This is a genomic window from Frankia sp. CgKIO3 (assembly GCF_977946435.1).
Window position 1 is genome coordinate 1 of the sequence record NZ_CDWTMO010000088.1, and the last position, 16,999, is coordinate 16,999.

At 71.2% G+C, this 16,999-nt stretch carries 13 protein-coding genes and 1 pseudogene; 8 read left to right on the top strand and 6 right to left on the bottom strand.

Annotated elements, in window-relative coordinates; translation table 11 throughout:
• Positions 1–732, top strand: a 732-nt coding sequence (locus AC08OJ_RS11670) for an Rv3235 family protein (protein WP_476595727.1), incomplete at its 5' end; no start/stop codon positions are given.
• A 25-nt stretch (positions 733–757) separates the two neighbouring features.
• Here the strand turns inward: AC08OJ_RS11670 and secA are convergent.
• Positions 758–3,742, bottom strand: coding sequence for a preprotein translocase subunit SecA (secA, locus tag AC08OJ_RS11675; RefSeq protein ID WP_476595728.1), 2,985 nt, complete (start codon positions 3,740–3,742; stop codon positions 758–760).
• Positions 3,743–4,041: 299 nt separating this feature from the next.
• Between secA and AC08OJ_RS11680 the strand changes: the two genes are divergently transcribed.
• Positions 4,042–4,599 carry a GNAT family N-acetyltransferase gene (locus AC08OJ_RS11680; protein ID WP_476595729.1) on the top strand — a complete coding sequence of 186 codons (558 nt, stop codon included), beginning with the start codon at positions 4,042–4,044 and terminating at the stop codon, positions 4,597–4,599.
• A gap of 16 nt (positions 4,600–4,615) precedes the next feature.
• On the opposite strand, the gene AC08OJ_RS11685 is transcribed toward AC08OJ_RS11680, so the two are convergent.
• The 3 genes from AC08OJ_RS11685 to AC08OJ_RS11695 all read right to left on the bottom strand — a co-directional run bounded on the left by AC08OJ_RS11685 (position 4,616) and on the right by AC08OJ_RS11695 (position 7,430).
• Positions 4,616–5,329 (bottom strand): response regulator, encoded by a 714-nt coding sequence (locus AC08OJ_RS11685; RefSeq protein ID WP_476592837.1) that lies wholly within the window; start codon positions 5,327–5,329, stop codon positions 4,616–4,618.
• A gap of 128 nt (positions 5,330–5,457) precedes the next feature.
• Positions 5,458–6,261 carry a ribosome hibernation-promoting factor, HPF/YfiA family gene (gene hpf, locus AC08OJ_RS11690; RefSeq protein ID WP_476592836.1) on the bottom strand — a complete coding sequence of 268 codons (804 nt, stop codon included), beginning with the start codon at positions 6,259–6,261 and terminating at the stop codon, positions 5,458–5,460.
• A gap of 332 nt (positions 6,262–6,593) precedes the next feature.
• Positions 6,594–7,430, bottom strand: a complete 837-nt coding sequence (locus AC08OJ_RS11695; RefSeq protein ID WP_476595730.1) for a ComF family protein — start codon at positions 7,428–7,430, stop codon at positions 6,594–6,596.
• 321 nt (positions 7,431–7,751) lie between these two features.
• Here AC08OJ_RS11695 and AC08OJ_RS11700 point away from each other — a divergent pair, with 321 nt between their 5' ends.
• From AC08OJ_RS11700 to AC08OJ_RS11720, 5 genes and pseudogenes are all read left to right on the top strand, one after another.
• Complete coding sequence (locus tag AC08OJ_RS11700) at positions 7,752–8,669, top strand: DUF7847 domain-containing protein (protein ID WP_476592834.1); 918 nt, start codon at positions 7,752–7,754, stop codon at positions 8,667–8,669.
• A complete protein-coding gene (locus AC08OJ_RS11705; RefSeq protein ID WP_476595731.1) occupies positions 8,666–9,445 on the top strand; it encodes a DUF4129 domain-containing protein in 780 nt (259 codons plus the stop codon). The genes AC08OJ_RS11700 and AC08OJ_RS11705 overlap by 4 nt, the downstream gene beginning before the upstream one ends.
• The gene (locus AC08OJ_RS11710) at positions 9,442–11,013 is read left to right on the top strand and encodes a DUF4350 domain-containing protein (RefSeq protein WP_476595732.1); all 1,572 of its coding nucleotides are present in this window, start codon (positions 9,442–9,444) and stop codon (positions 11,011–11,013) included. The genes AC08OJ_RS11705 and AC08OJ_RS11710 overlap by 4 nt, the downstream gene beginning before the upstream one ends.
• Positions 11,010–12,066, top strand: a pseudogene (locus AC08OJ_RS11715) (AAA family ATPase). Before AC08OJ_RS11710 ends, AC08OJ_RS11715 begins: the two are co-directional and overlap by 4 nt.
• Positions 12,067–12,075: 9 nt before the next feature.
• Positions 12,076–13,371, top strand: coding sequence for a DUF58 domain-containing protein (locus tag AC08OJ_RS11720; protein WP_476595733.1), 1,296 nt, complete (start codon positions 12,076–12,078; stop codon positions 13,369–13,371).
• A 280-nt stretch (positions 13,372–13,651) separates the two neighbouring features.
• Here the strand turns inward: AC08OJ_RS11720 and AC08OJ_RS11725 are convergent, their stop codons facing one another.
• Both AC08OJ_RS11725 and AC08OJ_RS11730 read right to left on the bottom strand, forming a co-directional pair.
• On the bottom strand, positions 13,652–14,794 hold the full coding sequence (locus AC08OJ_RS11725; protein ID WP_476592830.1) for an alkene reductase: 1,143 nt from the start codon (positions 14,792–14,794) through the stop codon (positions 13,652–13,654).
• Between the two features lie 132 nt (positions 14,795–14,926).
• Positions 14,927–15,937 (bottom strand): stage II sporulation protein M, encoded by a 1,011-nt coding sequence (locus AC08OJ_RS11730; RefSeq protein ID WP_476595734.1) that lies wholly within the window; start codon positions 15,935–15,937, stop codon positions 14,927–14,929.
• 168 nt (positions 15,938–16,105) lie between these two features.
• On the opposite strand from AC08OJ_RS11730, the gene AC08OJ_RS11735 reads away from it, so the two are divergent.
• The coding region (locus AC08OJ_RS11735; RefSeq protein ID WP_476592828.1) for an RDD family protein at positions 16,106–16,999 on the top strand (894 nt) is incomplete at its 3' end.

Sequence of the window (16,999 nt, forward strand, 5' to 3'; positions counted from 1 at the left end):
ACCTACGCCCTGACCCTGCCCCGGCGTCCAATTCCGGCCCCCGCAATGCGCCGCCTTCCCGTCATCCCCCACGAACCGCCCTATGACGACGAGGCCGGACCCTCGCCGGCCGGCGCCTCGACCGGCTCGTCGACAAGGCCGCCCCGACCCCGGGTGCGGCCGGCCGGACGCACCACCGCCGATCGTCCAGGCCGGCCCGTGACCGCCCCGGGAGGCGGCGGACGCCGCCGCGGCGGCCGTGGCGGTGCGGACGGCCAGACCGAGCCCGGTGGCACGACGACGGTCGATCGGACGCCTCGGCACCTCGCCATGCCCGAACGCACGGTCACGGGGACAGGAACGGGATCAGCGGCGTCACACGTGGTGCCGGGTCTCGAACCGGTAGCCGGTCCGCGGCCGGGGAGCCCCGCCGGGAGCCGGACGAACCCACCGCCCCGGGAAACGGCGGTGGTCATCGTCAGAGCGATCGTCGAGACGCTCGGCGGAGTGCGCCCGGCCTCGCATCTCGCCGGATGGACGACGCCCCGCCTGCAGAACGATCTCGAACGCATCGTCGCCCAGACCACGGATCGCAGGCGGAGTCAGGTCCGCAGCGTACGGGTCAGCGAACCGCGACCCGGAGTCGCCGAGGTCTCGGCGGTCATCAGCCGAGGTGCCCGGGTGGCCGCACTCGCGCTGCGCATGGAGTCGTCCGGCGGACGCTGGCGGGTGACAACCCTGCAGGTGGGTTAGCGCGGCCACCGGCTCCAGAGATGGATCACTCGGCGTTGCGGCGCGCCGGGTCGCCGTGGCAGCGCTTGTACTTGCGGCCTGACCCACACGGGCAGGGCGCATTGCGAGCGGGACGCGTGCCCGCACCGGGCTGCGCCGTGCCGGCTTCGCCGCGGGCGGCGCTGAGCGCACCGTTTCCAGCCGGGCGGCCCAGTCCCGACCCGCCGTCCACCGTCGTGACCGGCCCGGATCCACCGTCGACTGACGGCGCGGTGTAGCGCAGGCCACCGGTCGGCCGCCGCGGCTCAAGCCCCTTGACGAAGACCGGCGGCGGTGCGGACGGAACCGGTGAAGGGGGTGGCGGAGTCTGGTCGGCCGCCGCGGGGCGAGCGGGCTGCGCGTCCGCGACGGGCCCGGCGCCGCCCGGGATCGTCGGCACCACCGGAGCGGGCAGGGTCGCGGCTCCGGCCGGCGGTGCGGGAGCGGCGGACGCGGCCGGCTCGACGCCCACCGGCGCGGCGGCCTCCTCCTGCCCCGCGACCTGAACCTCGACGTTGAACAGCAGCCGGACAGATTCCTCCTTGATACCCTCCATCATCGTCTGGAACATGTCGAAACCCTCACGTTGGTACTCGACCAGCGGGTCCCGCTGTCCCATCGCCCGCAGCCCGATGCCCTCTTGCAGGTAGTCCATTTCGTAGAGGTGCTCGCGCCACTTTCGGTCCAAGACCGCGAGGACGACCCGTCGCTCCAGCTCCCGCATGATCGGTTCGCTGTCGGGGCCGTCGCCGAAGTCGAGTTCCCGCCGGTCGTACGCCTCCTGCGCGTCGACCTGGATGTCCTCGAGCAGGTGATCGGCAGTGAGCCCGTCACGATCGTCGACATCGGGTGCCACCACACCGACCGGGTAGAGCTGCCCGAGCGCCGTCCAGAGCGTGTCGAGATCCCACTCCTCCGGATACCCGTCGGCGGTGGCGCCGCGCACGTACCCCTCGACGGTGTCGCCGACGAAGTGACGCACCTGCTCGTGGAGATCAGCACCGCCGAGAACCTTGCGGCGCTCCTCATAAATCACGGTGCGCTGCTTGTTCATGACCTCGTCGTACTTGAGGACGTTCTTGCGGATCTCGAAGTTCTGCCCCTCGACCTGGGTCTGGGCCGACCGGATCGCCCGAGTCACGATCTTCGATTCGATCGGGACGTCCTCGGGGATGTTCAGCCGATCCATGATGCCCTCGACCGCGGCCGCGTTGAACAACCGCATGAGATCGTCGCCGAGGGAGAGGTAGAAGCGCGACTCACCGCGGTCGCCCTGCCGGCCGGCCCGGCCACGCAGCTGGTTGTCGATGCGCCGGGACTCGTGCCGCTCGGTGCCGAGCACGTACAGGCCGCCGGCGTCGACGACCTCCTCGTGCTCGGCCTTCACCGACTGCCTGGCCTTCTCCAGGGCCTCCTGCCAGGCCGCCTCATAGTCCTCGGGGGTCTCGATCGGCGAGAGGCCGCGCTGGCGCAGCTCGGCCTGGGCAATGAACTCCGGGTTGCCGCCGAGCATGATGTCCGTACCACGACCGGCCATGTTCGTCGCCACCGTGACGGCGCCCTTGCGGCCCGCCTCGGCGATGATGGCCGCCTCCCGCTCGTGGTGCTTGGCGTTGAGCACCTCGTGCGGCACACCACGCTTGCGGAGTTGCTTCGAGAGGTACTCGGACTTCTCGACGCTGGTGGTGCCGACCAGGACCGGCTGGCCCTTCTCGTGCCGCTCGGCGATGTCCTCCACCACGGCGTCGAACTTCGCGATCTCGGTCTTGTAGACGACGTCCGGCTGGTCGAGCCGGACCATCGGCTTGTTCGTCGGGATGGGGACGACCCCGAGCGAGTAGATCTGGTGGAACTCGGCCGCCTCGGTCATGGCGGTACCGGTCATGCCGGAGAGCTTGTCGTAGAGCCGGAAGTAGTTCTGCAGCGTGATCGTCGCGAGGGTCTGGTTCTCCTGCTTGATCTCGACCTTTTCTTTGGCCTCGATCGCCTGGTGCATTCCCTCGCTGTAGCGACGGCCGTGGAGCACGCGGCCGGTGAACTCGTCGACGATGAGAACCTCACCGTCGGTAACGATGTAGTCCTTGTCCCGCTTGTAGAGCTCCTTGGCCTTCAGTGAATTGTTCAGGTAGCCCACGAGCGGAGTGTTCACCGATTCGTAGAGGTTCTCGATGCCGAGCTGGTCCTCGACCTTCTCGACCCCGGACTCGGTGATGGCCACCGTCCGCTTGCCCTCTTCGACCTCGTAGTCGACATCGCGTTCGAGCAGCGGGGCGATCCGGGCAAACTCCGTGTACCACCTGGTCGGATGATCCGCTGGACCGCTGATGATCAACGGCGTGCGGGCCTCGTCGATGAGGATGGAGTCCACCTCGTCGACGACCGCGAAGTTGTGGCCACGCTGGACGAGTTCCTCCGAGCTCCAGGCCATGTTGTCACGGAGGTAGTCGAACCCGAACTCGTTGTTGGTGCCGTAGGTGATATCGCAGGCGTACTGGGCCCGCCGGACCGGCGGCGGCATCTGCGGATGGATCACCCCGACGGTGAGGCCGAGGAAACGATGGACCCGGCCCATGTTCTCGGCGTCGCGCTGGGCGAGGTAGTCGTTGACGGTGATGACGTGCACACCCTTACCGGCCAGCGCGTTGAGGTAGGTCGGCAGGGTCGAGACCAGCGTCTTGCCCTCACCGGTCTTCATCTCGGCGATGTTGCCAAGATGAAGGGCCGCGCCCCCCATGACCTGCACATCGAAATGCCGCTGGCCCAGCGTGCGCCGCGCTGCCTCGCGCACGGCGGCAAAGGCCTCGGGCAGCAGGTCGTCGAGGGTCTCCCCCCCGTCCGCGAGCCGCTGGCGGAACTCGTCGGTCATGCCTCGCAGTTCACCGTCGGACAGGCCGGTGAAGTCATCCTCGATCAGGTTCACCTGCTCGGCGATCGCCTTGAGCTTGCGCAGGATCCGGCCCTCGCCGGCACGCAAGATCTTGTCTAGTACCACGGGCGAAACTCCTCCGGCAGGCGCGTCGGCGAGGTCACCGACCCCACGATGCTAGCCCTTCGATAGCCGCCTACAACATCCATCCGCGCGCGGTTCCTCCGGCTGGGACCGATGAGGAGCAGGCGACGGGAAGGGGTGCCGGCGAGGGGCCAGGGGTCGCGCGGACGGGAACGACCAGAACGGGATGACAGCACGGCGTGCATCGTCCGCCCATGCCACGCCGCACTGTCCAACGACCGGGAGCGCGGATGGGTGCCCGGGACCGGCGGCAACGGTGGCGGCCGGTGCAAGGTTGGAGCATGGCACCTCTCGAACCAGCGGAGATCACGGCGGGCCGCCTGCATCTGCGCCCCTGGCACCCCCGGGACGCCGACGCCGTACACCAGGCCTGCCAGGACCCGGAGATAAGCCGGTGGACAAGAGTCCCGACGCCGTATCTGTACCAACACGCGGTGGACTTCGTCTCACGCCAGTCGCCGCAGAGCTGGGCCAGCGGGACCGGGGCACTGTTCGCGGTGGTGGATGCCACGACCGAGCAGCTCCTTGCCTTGGTCGGACTGGCGGATCTCTCCGGCGACGGCGATGCGAAGATTGGTTACTGGTGCGCGGCGCCGACGCGCGGGCGGGGAGTGACCTCCCAGGCCGTTGCCGCGCTGACCCGCTGGGGTTTCAGAGCTCTGGCGCTGGCCCGGATCGAGTGGCGGGCCGCGGTGGGCAACCTCGCGTCTCGCCGCGTGGCCGAGAAGGCCGGTTTCGCCGTGGAGGGCACCCTGCGCCGGGCCCTGCTGCTGGGCGACGGTAACCGGCGGGACTGCTGGGTGGGATCGCTCCTACCGGACGATCCCGCGCCACGGTGACGCCCCCGACCGGGCCTCAGGTGATCTCGAGCAGCTTCTCCCGGACCGCGTACACGACCGCCTCCATCCTGGAGTGCAGCTGGAGCTTCTCCAGGATGTTCCGGATGTGGTTCTTGACGGTGTTCTCACTGATGTAGAGCTGCTTGGCGATGTCACGGTTGTTCATACCCTTGGCGACGAGCCGCAGCACCTCCATCTCCCGATCGGTCAGCCGGGGGGTGGGGAGCTGCGGGCGGTCATCCTTGTTCTTGATCATGGCTGCGAACTCGCTGAGCAGCTTCGACGCCATGGACGGGCTGATGAGGCTCTGTCCCCCGTACACAGCGCGGATGTCCGCGGCGACCTCGTCGATAGAGATCTCCTTCAGCAGGTAGCCCATGGCCCCCGCCTTAATCGCGTCGTAGAGGTCGGCCTCCTCGTCGCTGATGGTCAGCATGACGATCTTGGCGCTCGGGACAGCCTCCTTGATGGCGCTCGTGGCGTCGATCCCGCCACGGCGCGGCATCCGCACATCCATGAGCACCATGTCCGGCGCCATCTCCTTAGCCATGGTCACCGCCTCGGCACCATCCGCGGCCTCCCCGACGACCTCGATGTCGACCTCCTGCCCCAGCACCATCTCCAGCCCACGCCGGAACAGCGCATGGTCGTCAACGATCAGCACCCGGATGGGGTTCGCCTCCGATGGCGTCGGCAGCATCTCCTCAGAGCGCTGCTCCTCCACCGTCATCTGACCTCCCTGGACCACTGCCCGCAGCGCACCGCCCTGCGTGCCTCCACGCGGGGCAGTGCGCCGTGTACTCCGACACCCGAGGCAAATAGTCCCACGTCGGCCGGCGGACGCGGCCTTCAGATCGTCTAAACGGCGGCGGCCGAGCTCACGAAGGCGCCCCGGGTTGGCGACGGCCGCTCGTCCCGCTGATCGGCGCCCGCCCGCCCCGACCTGCCGGCCGCCGCCGAACCGGACAACCGGATGACACCGTAGTCGTAACCGACCCGCCGGTAGACAACGCTGGGGAGGCCGAGGTCGACGTCGAGGAAGAGATAGAAATCATGCCCCACCAGTTCCATGTTGGACAGGGCCTCCTCCAGCGACATCGGCTCCGCCTCATGGGTCTTCTCCCGGACGATCAGCGGAGCCTGCTCACTCTGCTCGCCCGCACCGATCCTGGCGGTGGATTCGTCGGCCGGAGCGGCGACGACCGGCCTGGACCCGCCGCTGCCACTCCTTCCGGCGGCACCAGCATCCTCGGCACCGGCCGGTAGAGCAGCCGCCGGCTTCGTGCCCTCCAACGGCATGAGACTGCCGAGCGGGACCGAGGTGATCCCGGCCGGCTTGGCGCCAGCGTGGTTGGCGTGGTGGCGGACCCGCCGGTCGGCGGCCCGGCGCAGCCGCTCGGCCAGTTTGCCGGCGGCCAGGTCGAGGGCGGCGTAGCAGTCGGCCGCGGCGGCCTCGGCCCGGATCACCGGACCCCGTGAGTACACAGTCAGCTCGACTCGGTCGCAGACGTCGGACAGCCGGGGATTCCGTTCCTTCGACAGCTCGACATCCACCCGGATGATGTTGGAGTTCAGCCGTTCCAACTTGGCGAGCTTGGCCTGGACATGATTGCGGAACCGTTCCGGAACCGCGGTGTGCCTGCCCTTGACCACGATGTCCACGCGATCCACCTCCTGTTCGCCTGTCCGGCGCCCACGGCCCTCGCCAAGGCTGCCGACCGTGCGCTGGTGTCTCGGAGCTTCCGGAAGAAACCATCTCCGCGGGGCCGAGACGATCCCCCCGGGCGCCCTATCTACGGTTGTCGCACCTTCCCAACGTTCTACGGCTAGCTGCCCGCATTCGGCTCCCTTCCCTTCAGCGGCGGCGCTACTCCGCCCGCCGGCCCGGTATCCGCACGACGAGTGCACTGCGACCGACAAGCGGTCACTCCCGCTCCGTCGGGCCACTCGGCCGTTGCGCCTACTGCCTGGTCAGGCGGTGCGTACTGGTAGTTTCACCCCGGCGGCCCCGTCAAGGCGAGCAAGCGGTCCCGTCCGCGCGTCGGGCCCGAAGCGGCCACCACGGCGACGGCGCTCGCCCGCAGGGCGCCGGCTCGTAGGGCCCGTACCGCCTCACCCGCCGTGGCTCCCGTCGTCAGTACGTCGTCGACCACGACGATGCACGGGTCCGCGGGAGGCCCGTCCGAGAGATCGTCGGCGACCCGCACCAGCCGGGCCGTGCGGGCGGGACCGACCAAGCCGAAGGCGCCCGTGAGGTTGACGAACCGTGCCGCCGCCCCCAGCCCGGCCTGGTCCGCCGTGTGCCGCACCGGCCGCAGCACGGGAGCGATTCCGACCCGGTGCCCGCGTCGGCGCAGGACCGCGGCCGCCACGGAACACAGCAGCTCGAGGTGGTCGAAACCACGCCGACGCCGCGCGGCGCGGTTCGAAGGCACCGGGACCAGCACCACACCGCGCCCGCGAGGACGGAGACCGGGATGCACGTCAGTGGCACCCACCGCGCCCGACGACACCGCCCGCGCCACCGCACGGGCGAGCGCACCGCCCAGCGGACCGGCCAGGTCGCGCCGGCCACGCTCCTTGTAGGCGAGAAGGAGCGCCCGGACCCGGTCGGCGTAGCGGGCGGCGGCCAGGCACGGCGGCAGCCCTCGCCGCCACGGGGTGGCCAGGGAGCCCGCGGCGGCGAGGAACACGGGACCACGAAGCTCGGCGACACACGCCGGGCACGCCGATGCCCCCCAGTCGCCGCATCCGGCGCAGGCAAGCGGCATGATCAGATCAGCGAGGATCGCGAGATTCCTGGTGAGCAGGGACAACGTGGCTCGAGGCATGACAGGAAGGATCAGCCGCGGGCCGACCAGCCCCAAGTGGTGATCTGTGGATACCGCCCCCGGCAGTCGTGAAGCGGCTGTGGACAACCCTGGGCGACTCGGTCGGCGACCGGCCCCGCAGCCGAGGTGGTGCGGCCCAGCCGGCACATCCTGGCCAGCACATCCCGGCCAGACCGCGTAATTCCGCCGGCATCCCCAGCATCCATCCCGGCCGAGAGCACAGAATCCTCATAGTGGCCGCAGCATGCCCACCACAAGCACGGCATCCTTACCTCGACACACCGAACCTCGACACCGACTGCGATGAGTGGAGACACACCGATGGCCGACGGACCCAGTTGGGCTTCGCCCGGCACACCGCCACCCGGCGCCCCGCAGGGCCCGTGGGGACAGTGGCGGTGGGGCCCGGCCGTCCCGAAACCGGGCATCATCCCGCTGCGCCCCCTCGCTCTGGGCGAGATCCTGGACGGCACGTTCGCCACGATCCGCACGAATCCCGGCGCAACCGTCGGGGTGACGGTGGCGGCCGCGGCGGTGGTGAAGACAGTGTCCACCACCGTCGCGATCAGCGGCGAGGACGCGTCGCCGGGCGCCAGGGCCGCCATCACCGTCGCGATGCTCGGTCTCGATCTCATCCTCGGGCTCTTCCTTTCCGGGGTGCTCAGCGTCGTGGTGAGCGAGGCGACCCTGGGAAGCCGAATCACCACGATCGACGCGGTCCGACGGGTCGCGCCACGGCTGCCCGGCCTGCTCGGCCTCACGGTCATCGTGGCGCTGTCGGTGGTGCTGGGGCTGATCGCGCTGCTGGTCGGGGCGATCGTCGTCGGGGTCTACCTGGCGCTGGCCACGCCCGCGTACGTCCTCGAGGGCGGCACCGTGCGCGACGCGCTGCGACGGTCAATCGCGATCGTGCGTGGATCATGGTGGCGAACGTTCGGTATCCTGCTGCTCGCCATGCTGGTGGCGGGGTTCCTCGGTGCGATCTTCGCCATCGCCGCCAGCATCGTGATGGCCTCCTCCGAGTCGGTGTTCGGCGACCCGATCAGGGGTAACCTCACCGTCACCGGCTACATCGTCCAGGCGATCGGCAGTCTGCTCGCTACCACGATCTCCACACCGATCATCTCCGGAGCCGTCGTCCTGCTCTACGTCGACCTCAGGATCAGACGCGAGGGTCTGGACGTGACCCTCGCCGAGGCGGCCCGCGCCCGCACCGCCGGCCTGCGGCCCTCCGGATGACGCTCGGTGGTCCCGTCACTCGGGACGGAGCTCGGGAGGAGGCTCGGCGGGAACTTTCCAAGCACATCTACAGGAGTCCCGAACCCAGCTGGTGGAGCCGGGCGGTCCGGTGGATCGACGACAAGATCGGGGATCTGGTCCACTGGCTGCTCCCTGGCGGAGACGGCCTCGGCGGAGGGTCGGGTGGTCTCGGGGTCCTCGTACTGGTCGTCGTGGCGGTGGCGCTACGGTGGTGGCTCGGCCCGGTGCGCCGCAGCGCGCGTACCAGGCGGGAGGATGACGACCTGTCCAGTTCGTCGACCGCGGCGCGGTTGCGCGCCGAGGCGGACGGCCACGCCGCCCGCGGAGCCTACGCCGAGGCGGTCCGGTCCCGGCTACGGGCCATCGTGCGGATGCTGGAGGAGAAGGGCGTGCTCGATCCGCGCCCCGGCCGTACGGCCGGTGAACTCGTCGAGGACGTGGCGAGGATCGCGCCGTCCCCCGATGGGGGGCCTCCCCGGGGCGGACCCGACGGTGGGCATCCCCGGGGCGGAACGGACCGGCCGGGCGCGGCGGCGGGCGCGGCGGGCGATGGACCCGGCACGGCGCTCGAGCCGGCCGCGGCGCTCGCCGCGGCCGTCGAGGTCTTCAGCGAGATCTGGTACGGCGGGCGCCCGGCGTCCGCGGCCGGCTACCAGGTCCTGGTCGAGGCCGACCGCGCCCTGGCCCAGCTGCGTCGCGGTACCGGGGGCACCGGCGGCACCGGCAGCGCAGACACCCTCGCGGTCCCGGCATGACCATCCCCGGCGCCCCGGCGATCACCGGCGACCATCTCGGTGGCGGCGGGACGGCCGGCGGCCGGTCCGGGCGGGGGTCGCCGAGCGCGTTGCGCAGCGACCCCAGGCCCCCGGCGGTGCGCCGCGGGATCCTCGTGGTGGCCGTCCTCGGCGTCCTGGTCCTCTGTTACGTGGTCGTCTCGGCGCTGGCCGGGCGGCCCGGCGGCCCGGCCTACCTGAACGTGGCCTCCGCCGAGCCCGGAGGAACCCGGGCCCTGGCCGAGATCCTGCGGGCACGCGGGATCATCGTGTCCGCCACGGACAACCCTTCCGGCGGCCGGCAGCAGGGGCCGAACCCCGGTGGTCCGGGCAGCGGGGTCGGTCCAGCCGGGGCGGGTGACAGAGCGACGCTGGTCGTCGTCCATCCGGGACGGCTCACCCATGACGAGCTGATCGCCCTGCTCGGACGGGTCTGGCAGGGCGCCGACGTCGTCCTCGTGGCGCCGGGCGCCACGGTGCTCGGCGCCCTGGATGTCGGGGTGGTCACGGCAGACTCCGAGCCCGGCGGCAAACTCGGCGCCGGGCTCGGCGGCGAGCAGAGCGATCCGCGGTGCCTCCTGCCCGAGGCGACCACGGCCGGAACAACCTCGATCGGCGCCGACGAGACCTTCACCCGCCAGGGCGACGGAGCCGGTCTCGGCGATATGGCGGTCTCGTTGTGCTACGGCGACCCGCCCGACGAGGCGCGCCTCGCCGTGCTGACCCTCACCCGATCGGGCTCACCACGCGTCAGTGGCGGGCGGCTGGTGCTGCTCGGCTCGGCGGGGTTCCTCACCAACGAGCACCTCGACCGCACGGGGAACGCGGCGCTGGCCCTCGGCCTGCTCGCCCGGCAACCCGTGCTGTCCTGGATCACACCCGACGGGGGCGGGGCCGGCGGGGTCGGCACGAAAAGCATGGTGGATCTGCTGCCGTCCGCCTTCTGGTGGACCTTTCTGCACATCGTCGTCGTCCTGGCTCTGCTGGCGCTGTGGCGTGGCCGGCGGCTCGGGCCGCCGGTGCCGGAGCCCCTCCCGGTGGTCGTCCGGGCGGCCGAGACGGTCGAGGGACGCGGGCGACTGTACGCGGCGGCACACGCCCGGGACAGGACCGCCGACGCGCTGCGGGCCGGGACCCGCGTCCGGCTGGCCGAACGGATGGGCCTGCCCCTGGCCTGGACCCCCGCCGGTTCCCTGAGCCCCGATCCCGTCACTCTGGTGACCGCTGCCAGCGAGCAGACAGGACGGTCACCCTCGGAGATCGGATCGCTCCTGTACGGTTCGGGCATGCCGCCGCAGACCGCCGGACCGCCCGGTCACCTCGGGCGGGCCAGGGACTGGTACCAGTCAGGCCGCTACCCGGCCGAGAACGGACAGCGGCCGGCATCCGGCGAGTCCGGACGGTATCGCGACGGCGGATCCGAGCGGACCGCCGCAACGGGCGTTCCCCGGGCCGGCCTCGGCGCCCCTCGACGCGATACGCAGGACGCGGCGCTGCTGGCGCTGGCCCACGCGCTCGACGAGCTCGATCGACAGGTAGGCCTACGGTGACATCCCCACGCATCGACGCGCCGACGGCAGCCCCCCGCCCTCGACCGCATCGTCGTCCGCCGCGGCGCCGAGCCTGGGAGAGCAGCCGGCACCACCGGACGCGCAGACGGCCCGCCGGGCCCTGATCGCGCTGCGCGGTGAGGTGGCCACAAGGCGGTGATTGGTCAGGACGCGGCGGTCAGCGGGCTCGTCATCGCCCTGCTGTGCCGGGGACACGCGCTGCTCGAGGGGGTGCCCGGCGTCGCGAAGACGCTGCTGGTCCGCACGCTCGCGACCGCGTTGGCACTGGACACCAAGCGCCTGCAGTTCACCCCGGACCTCATGCCCGGCGACGTCACCGGCTCGCTGGTGTACGACAACCGCAGTTCCGAGTTCACCTTCCGGGAGGGCCCGGTCTTCACCAACCTCCTGCTGGCCGACGAGATCAACCGGACTCCACCGAAGACGCAGGCCGCTCTGCTGGAGGTGATGGAGGAGCGTCAGGTCAGCGTGGCGGGCGTCCCGCGGCCACTGCCGGCCCCCTTCGCCGTCCTCGCCACCCAGAACCCGATCGAACACGAGGGCACCTATCCGCTTCCCGAGGCGCAGCTCGACCGCTTCCTGGTGAAGGTGACGCTGCCACTGCCACCCCGCGACGACGAGGTCCGTGTCCTCGCCCACCATGCGGGCGGGTTCGACCCCTCCGACCTGCCCGCCGCGGGGGTCCGCCCGGTCGCGGGACCAGCGGACCTCGCGGCCGCCCGCGCCGCGGTGCTCACCGTCGGAGTCCACCCGGAGGTGCTGGCCTACATCGTCGACCTGGCCCGGGCGACCCGCGCGGCACCGTCGGTACAGCTCGGGGTGTCCCCCCGCGGCGCCACCGCGCTGCTGGCGACGACCCGGGCCTGGGCGTGGCTGTCGGGACGCGGCTATGCGACCCCCGACGATGTCAAGGCGCTGGCCCGGGCGACCCTGCGGCACCGGATCAGCCTCCGCCCGGAGGCCGAACTGGACGGCGTGACGGCCGACGTCGTGCTCGAACAGGTACTCGCCACCGTTCCGGTGCCCCGGTAGACGGAAACGGTGGCGATCACCGGCCGTACCGTCGCGCTGGCCCTGTTCGGGGCGCTGGCCGTCGTCCTGTCCCCCGCCCCGGGCCTGACCCTCGTGCTGGTCGATCTGGTGGTGGTGGGCTTGGTCGCCCTCGACCTCGCCCTGGCGGGTGGGGTCCGCACGCTGGAGTTCAGCCGGTCCGGACCGACCGCCGGGCGGCTGGGTCAGCCCGTTCCGCTGGTGCTCGGCGTCACGAACGGCGGCACCCGCACGGTGCGTGCCCACATCCGCGACGCCTGGCCGCCGTCCTCGGGGTCCCGGCCACGGGAGCACCGGGTCACCGTTCCGGCCGGGGAGCGGCGCTTCCTGGAGACGACGCTGCATCCGGCCCGGCGCGGCGACCGGGAGCCGTTCCGCATCACGGTCCGTTCGCTGGGGCCACTCAGCCTCGCCGGCCGGCAGGGACGGCATCACTGCGCATGGCGGGTCCGGGTGCTGCCGCCGTTCACGTCACGCCGCCATCTGCCGGCCGCTCTCGCGCGGCTGCGGGAGGTCGAGGGCGAAGTCGCCATCCGCGGCGCGGGCGCCGGCTCCGAGTTCGACAGCCTGCGGGACTATGTGATCGGCGACGACGTCCGGCTGATCGACTGGCGGGGTACCGCCCGGCGCGGGACCGTCGTCGTCCGCACGTTCCGACCGGAGCGCGACCGCAGGGTCGTCTGCGTACTCGACACGGGTCGGACCTCGGCCGGGCGGATCGGCGATACTCCCCGGCTGGACCATGCGCTCGACGCCGCGCTGCTACTCACCGCGGTGGCGCTGCGCGCGGGTGACCGGGTGGGTCTCGTGGCGCACGACAGCGTTCCCCGGATCACCCTGCCAGGCAGGCACGATCATGGGTTGCTCGCCCGGATGAGCGACGCGATGGCCACCCTGGAACCGGCCCTGGTCGAGGCCGATCATGGCGGAATCGTGTCGACGGTACTGCGCGGGACTTCGCGGCGGTCCCTGGTCGTCCTGTTCACCGACCTGGTGCCGGCGGTGATCGAGGAAGGGCTGCTCCCGGCCCTGCCAACGCTGGCCGCACGGCATCCTGTCGTGGTCGCGGCGCTGCGCGACCCGCGCGTGGACGAGATGACGACCGGCCGCGGTGACGTCCGTGAGGTGTACGCGGCCGCGGCGGCCGAACAGACTCTGCTGCGGCGACGGGAGCTCACCGAGACGCTGCGCCGCCGCGGGGTCGAGGTGGTGGACGCACCGCCGAGCGGCTACGCGGCGGCCGTCAGCGACACCTACCTCACCCTGAAATCCCTCGGCCGGCTCTAGACGACCACCCAGATCTAGACGACTACCCAGCGAAATCATCGAAGGTGATTTCGCGAGGTGCCGGCCGGGCCGGCCCCGGTGTTCCCGGGTGGTTCCGTGGCGGTAGACGGTACTCTGACCAGCCTGGTCCAGGGATCGCCGCTGACAAGGCGGCGTCACGGGACATCGCACCGACCGCGTCGCGCCCTTGTCCAGGAGGCCGGTTTCCGCGGTTCTTAGCCGGCCAAGGCACACCATGCCCCTCCCACCGCCCGGCCATGCGCGCGTACAGGTTGTCGCGCTAGGCGGTGACGACCGGCCCGGCTTCGGGCGACTCCTGCTGAACCACGGTCACGGCCACAGAGTCGGCATCGGCGTCGGCATCGGCGAGTGCCGGGTAGTCAGTGTACCCGCGCTCGTCGCCACCGTAGAAGGTGGCGCGGTCCGGCGAGTTGAACGGGCCGCCGGCCGCGAGCCGGACGGGCAGGTCGGGGTTGGCCAGGAACAGCGTCCCAAAACTGAGGATGTCGGTGGTGCCGTTCTCCACGAGCGACAGCTCCTCCGGCCCGGTCGGGTGGTCGGGGGTGAGCGGGTTGAGGATGAGCGGACCGCCGAAGCGCTCCCGCAGCTCTCGGGTCAGCTCGCGCCCGGTGTTCTCCGCAATGTGCAGGTATGCAAGCCCCAGCGGAGCGACCGCGTCCACCAGCGCGACGTAGGTGTCGCGCACGTCGTCCTCGGTGATGTCGTTGAAGGTGGTGCCCGGCGAGATCCGCAGGCCGACCCGATGAGCGCCGATCGCGGTGGCGACCGCCCGGGTGACCTCCACAGCGAACCGGATCCGACCCGCCGCCGAGCCGCCCCAGCCGTCGGTGCGCCGGTTGGTGCCGCTGGCAAGGAACTGGTGCACGAGGTAGCCGTTGGCGCCGTGGATCTCGACGCCGTCGAAGCCGGCTTCGACGGCGTTACGGGCCGCGGCGACGAAATCGGCGATGATCTCGATGATGCCCTGCTCGGTCAGCTCGGCCGGGATGACGAAGTCCTGCATACCCTCGCCGGTGAACGCCTGGCCGGCCGGGCGGACCGCCGAGGGGGCCACCGGGACGAGACCGCCCGGCAGCAGGTCGGGATGACTGATGCGACCAGCGTGCATCACCTGGACAAAGATCACTCCACCGGCCTCGTGCACGGCGCCGGTCACCTGCCGCCAGGCCCGCACCTGCTCCTCACTGTGCAGGCCCGGGGTGTTCGGGTAACCCTGTCCACCGACGGAGGGCTGGGTGCCCTCGGTGATGAGGAGCCCGGCGCCGGCACGCTGGGCGTAGTAGGTGGCCGTGGCCGGAGCCGGGACTGCGCCGGGGGCCCGGTTACGGGTCATGGGGGCCAGTGCGATGCGGTTTGCCAGGCGAAGTCCGCCCAGATCGATCGGGTCGAACGCGGTGGTCATGAGGCTCCCTCTCGTCGGCGTCACGGCTCACCCCAGGGCGCCGCGCCTGTACCTACCGAACAGGTACATCGCCGGGCAGCCTTCCCGCCGCCCCAGAAATGTGATGCCCGCCATGGGCCCCGGTCGGCGCGGTCAGGCCACCGGGAGCAGGTCGGCGCCGCCGCGCCCGGTGTCGATGTCACCGGTCTCTCCGGCCGCGGCCGCCCGGCTGCCGTACAGCCGGACGTAAGCGATGAAGCCGCCGAACGCCACCGCGCCGATCCCGATCCGGATCGCCGTGGGCAGCCCCGACGGGGTCACGAACGCCTCGATCAGCCCGGAGACGGCCAGCACGAGCGCCATCCCCATCGTGACGGCCACCGCTGCGCGCCCCTCTGCGGCCAGGGCCTCCACCCGCCTGCGCGGACCCGGTGCAATGATCGTCCAACCGAGACGCAGCCCGACCCCGCCCGCAACGAACACGACCGTGAGCTCCAGCAGGCCGTGCGGGAGGATCAGGCTGAAGAACTGCCCGCTCTCCCCGCAGCTGGTCATGTATCCGCCGACGACGCCGAGATTCAGCGCGTTCAGCAACATGACCAGCAGGGTCGGGAGACCCAGCAGCACCCCGGGGACCACCGCCTGCGCGGACACCCAGGCGTTGTTCGTCCACACCTGATTAGCGAAGGACAAGGCCGGATTCTCGGTGTAATAGGACGCGAAGCCGTGGCGGCACAGATCCGCGACCGCGTCCGGCGCACGCAGGTTCGCCTGTACCTCGGCGTCGTGCACGACCCACAGACCGACGGCCAGCGCGACGAGCAGGGAGCCGAGCGCCGTCGCGACAGCCCACCATCGGCGTTCGTACACGGCCACCGGAAACGTCACCGCGAAGAAACGACCGACGACGTGCCAGCCGGGGTCAGGTGCGCCGCCCACCGCCGCCCGGCCTCGCGTCACCAGGTTCGTCAGATCGTCGACCAGGGTCGTGTCGTACGACCGGCTGCGGATAACCGAGAGGTGGGTAGCCGCGCGCTGGTACAACTCGACCAGTTCGTCGAGCTCGTCCGGTGCCATTCGCCGCGGCCGGCCGGCCTTGTCGACGAGCCGACCAAGCCGGACCCATTCCGGCCGGTGCACGGCGACGTACGCATCAAGATCCATGACGACCTCATCCTCCCAGACCGTCGAGATCCTCGCAGACCGTCGAGCCGCACGCGTCCGAACCGTCCTCACCGCCGTCAGCGGCACCACCCGGCGAGGAGGATCGAACCGGGCGGCGTAGGCCATAAAGTGATGTCCGGATACCCATCGAGGTCCCGGGGGGCCCAGATGAACCAGGTCGTCACGGGAAAGGGACCCGCCGGTCTCGCCGGCACGGGTGTCCTCACGGGTGAGGCGATCGTCACAGGTGAAGCGATCACCATCGAACTGCGGGTGGCTCGGCTGGGCTCCCGTCTGATCGCCGGCCTGCTCGACCTGCTCATCCAGCTTTACATCCTCTACGCGGTCGGCGCCGCGGCCCTACTGATCGTGCGGCCCGACAACGACGCCCTGATCGCCACGGTGTTCCTGCTGGTCTATGTCGGCATCGTGCTCGGGTACCCGGTCACCTGCGAGACGCTGACGCGCGGGCGGACCCTCGGCAAGATGGCCCTGGGGCTGCGCGTCGTCCGCGACGACGGAGGTCCCATCCACTTCCGGCACGCGTTCGCCCGGGGTCTGGTCGGAGCGGTCGTCGAACGTCCCGGACTGCTGCTGGGCCTGCCCGCAGTGATCAGCATGCTGGTGTCGAAACACGCGAAGCGGCTGGGGGACGTCTTCGCCGGCACGGTCGTCCTGCAGGCCAGCGTGCCGCGCACTGGCGGAGTGCCGGCGTCCGTCCCGCCCCAGCTCGTCGGCTGGGCCGCCACCCTTGACCTCACCGGGTTGGATGATGCTCTGGCCCTGCGTGCCCGCCAGTTCCTCGGCCGGGCACACGAGCTGTCCCCGCAGGCCCTCGAATGCCTCGGCAGCGGGCTGGTCCGGGAGGTGCGAGCCGTCGTGACACCACCGCCGCCGCCCGGCACGCCGGGCTGGGCCTACCTGTCCGCCGTGCTGGCCGAGCGAACCCGGCGTGCCTACCACCGGCTGACGGCGAACCGGCCGAGATCGACACCCTCCCCCGCCTTCGCCCCGTACCCGGGTGCCCAGTACCCGACGGCCCAATACCCGACAGCTCAGGAC

Coding starts and splice junctions, on each gene's coding strand:
- AC08OJ_RS11705 (WP_476595731.1), top strand. CDS start 8,666: ATGACGCTCGGTGGTCCCGTCACTCGGGACGGAGCTCGGGAGGAGGCT.
- AC08OJ_RS11685 (WP_476592837.1), bottom strand. CDS start 5,329: ATGACGGTGGAGGAGCAGCGCTCTGAGGAGATGCTGCCGACGCCATCG.
- AC08OJ_RS11730 (WP_476595734.1), bottom strand. CDS start 15,937: ATGGATCTTGATGCGTACGTCGCCGTGCACCGGCCGGAATGGGTCCGG.
- AC08OJ_RS11695 (WP_476595730.1), bottom strand. CDS start 7,430: ATGCCTCGAGCCACGTTGTCCCTGCTCACCAGGAATCTCGCGATCCTC.
- AC08OJ_RS11680 (WP_476595729.1), top strand. CDS start 4,042: ATGGCACCTCTCGAACCAGCGGAGATCACGGCGGGCCGCCTGCATCTG.
- AC08OJ_RS11710 (WP_476595732.1), top strand. CDS start 9,442: ATGACCATCCCCGGCGCCCCGGCGATCACCGGCGACCATCTCGGTGGC.
- AC08OJ_RS11700 (WP_476592834.1), top strand. CDS start 7,752: ATGGCCGACGGACCCAGTTGGGCTTCGCCCGGCACACCGCCACCCGGC.
- AC08OJ_RS11725 (WP_476592830.1), bottom strand. CDS start 14,794: ATGACCACCGCGTTCGACCCGATCGATCTGGGCGGACTTCGCCTGGCA.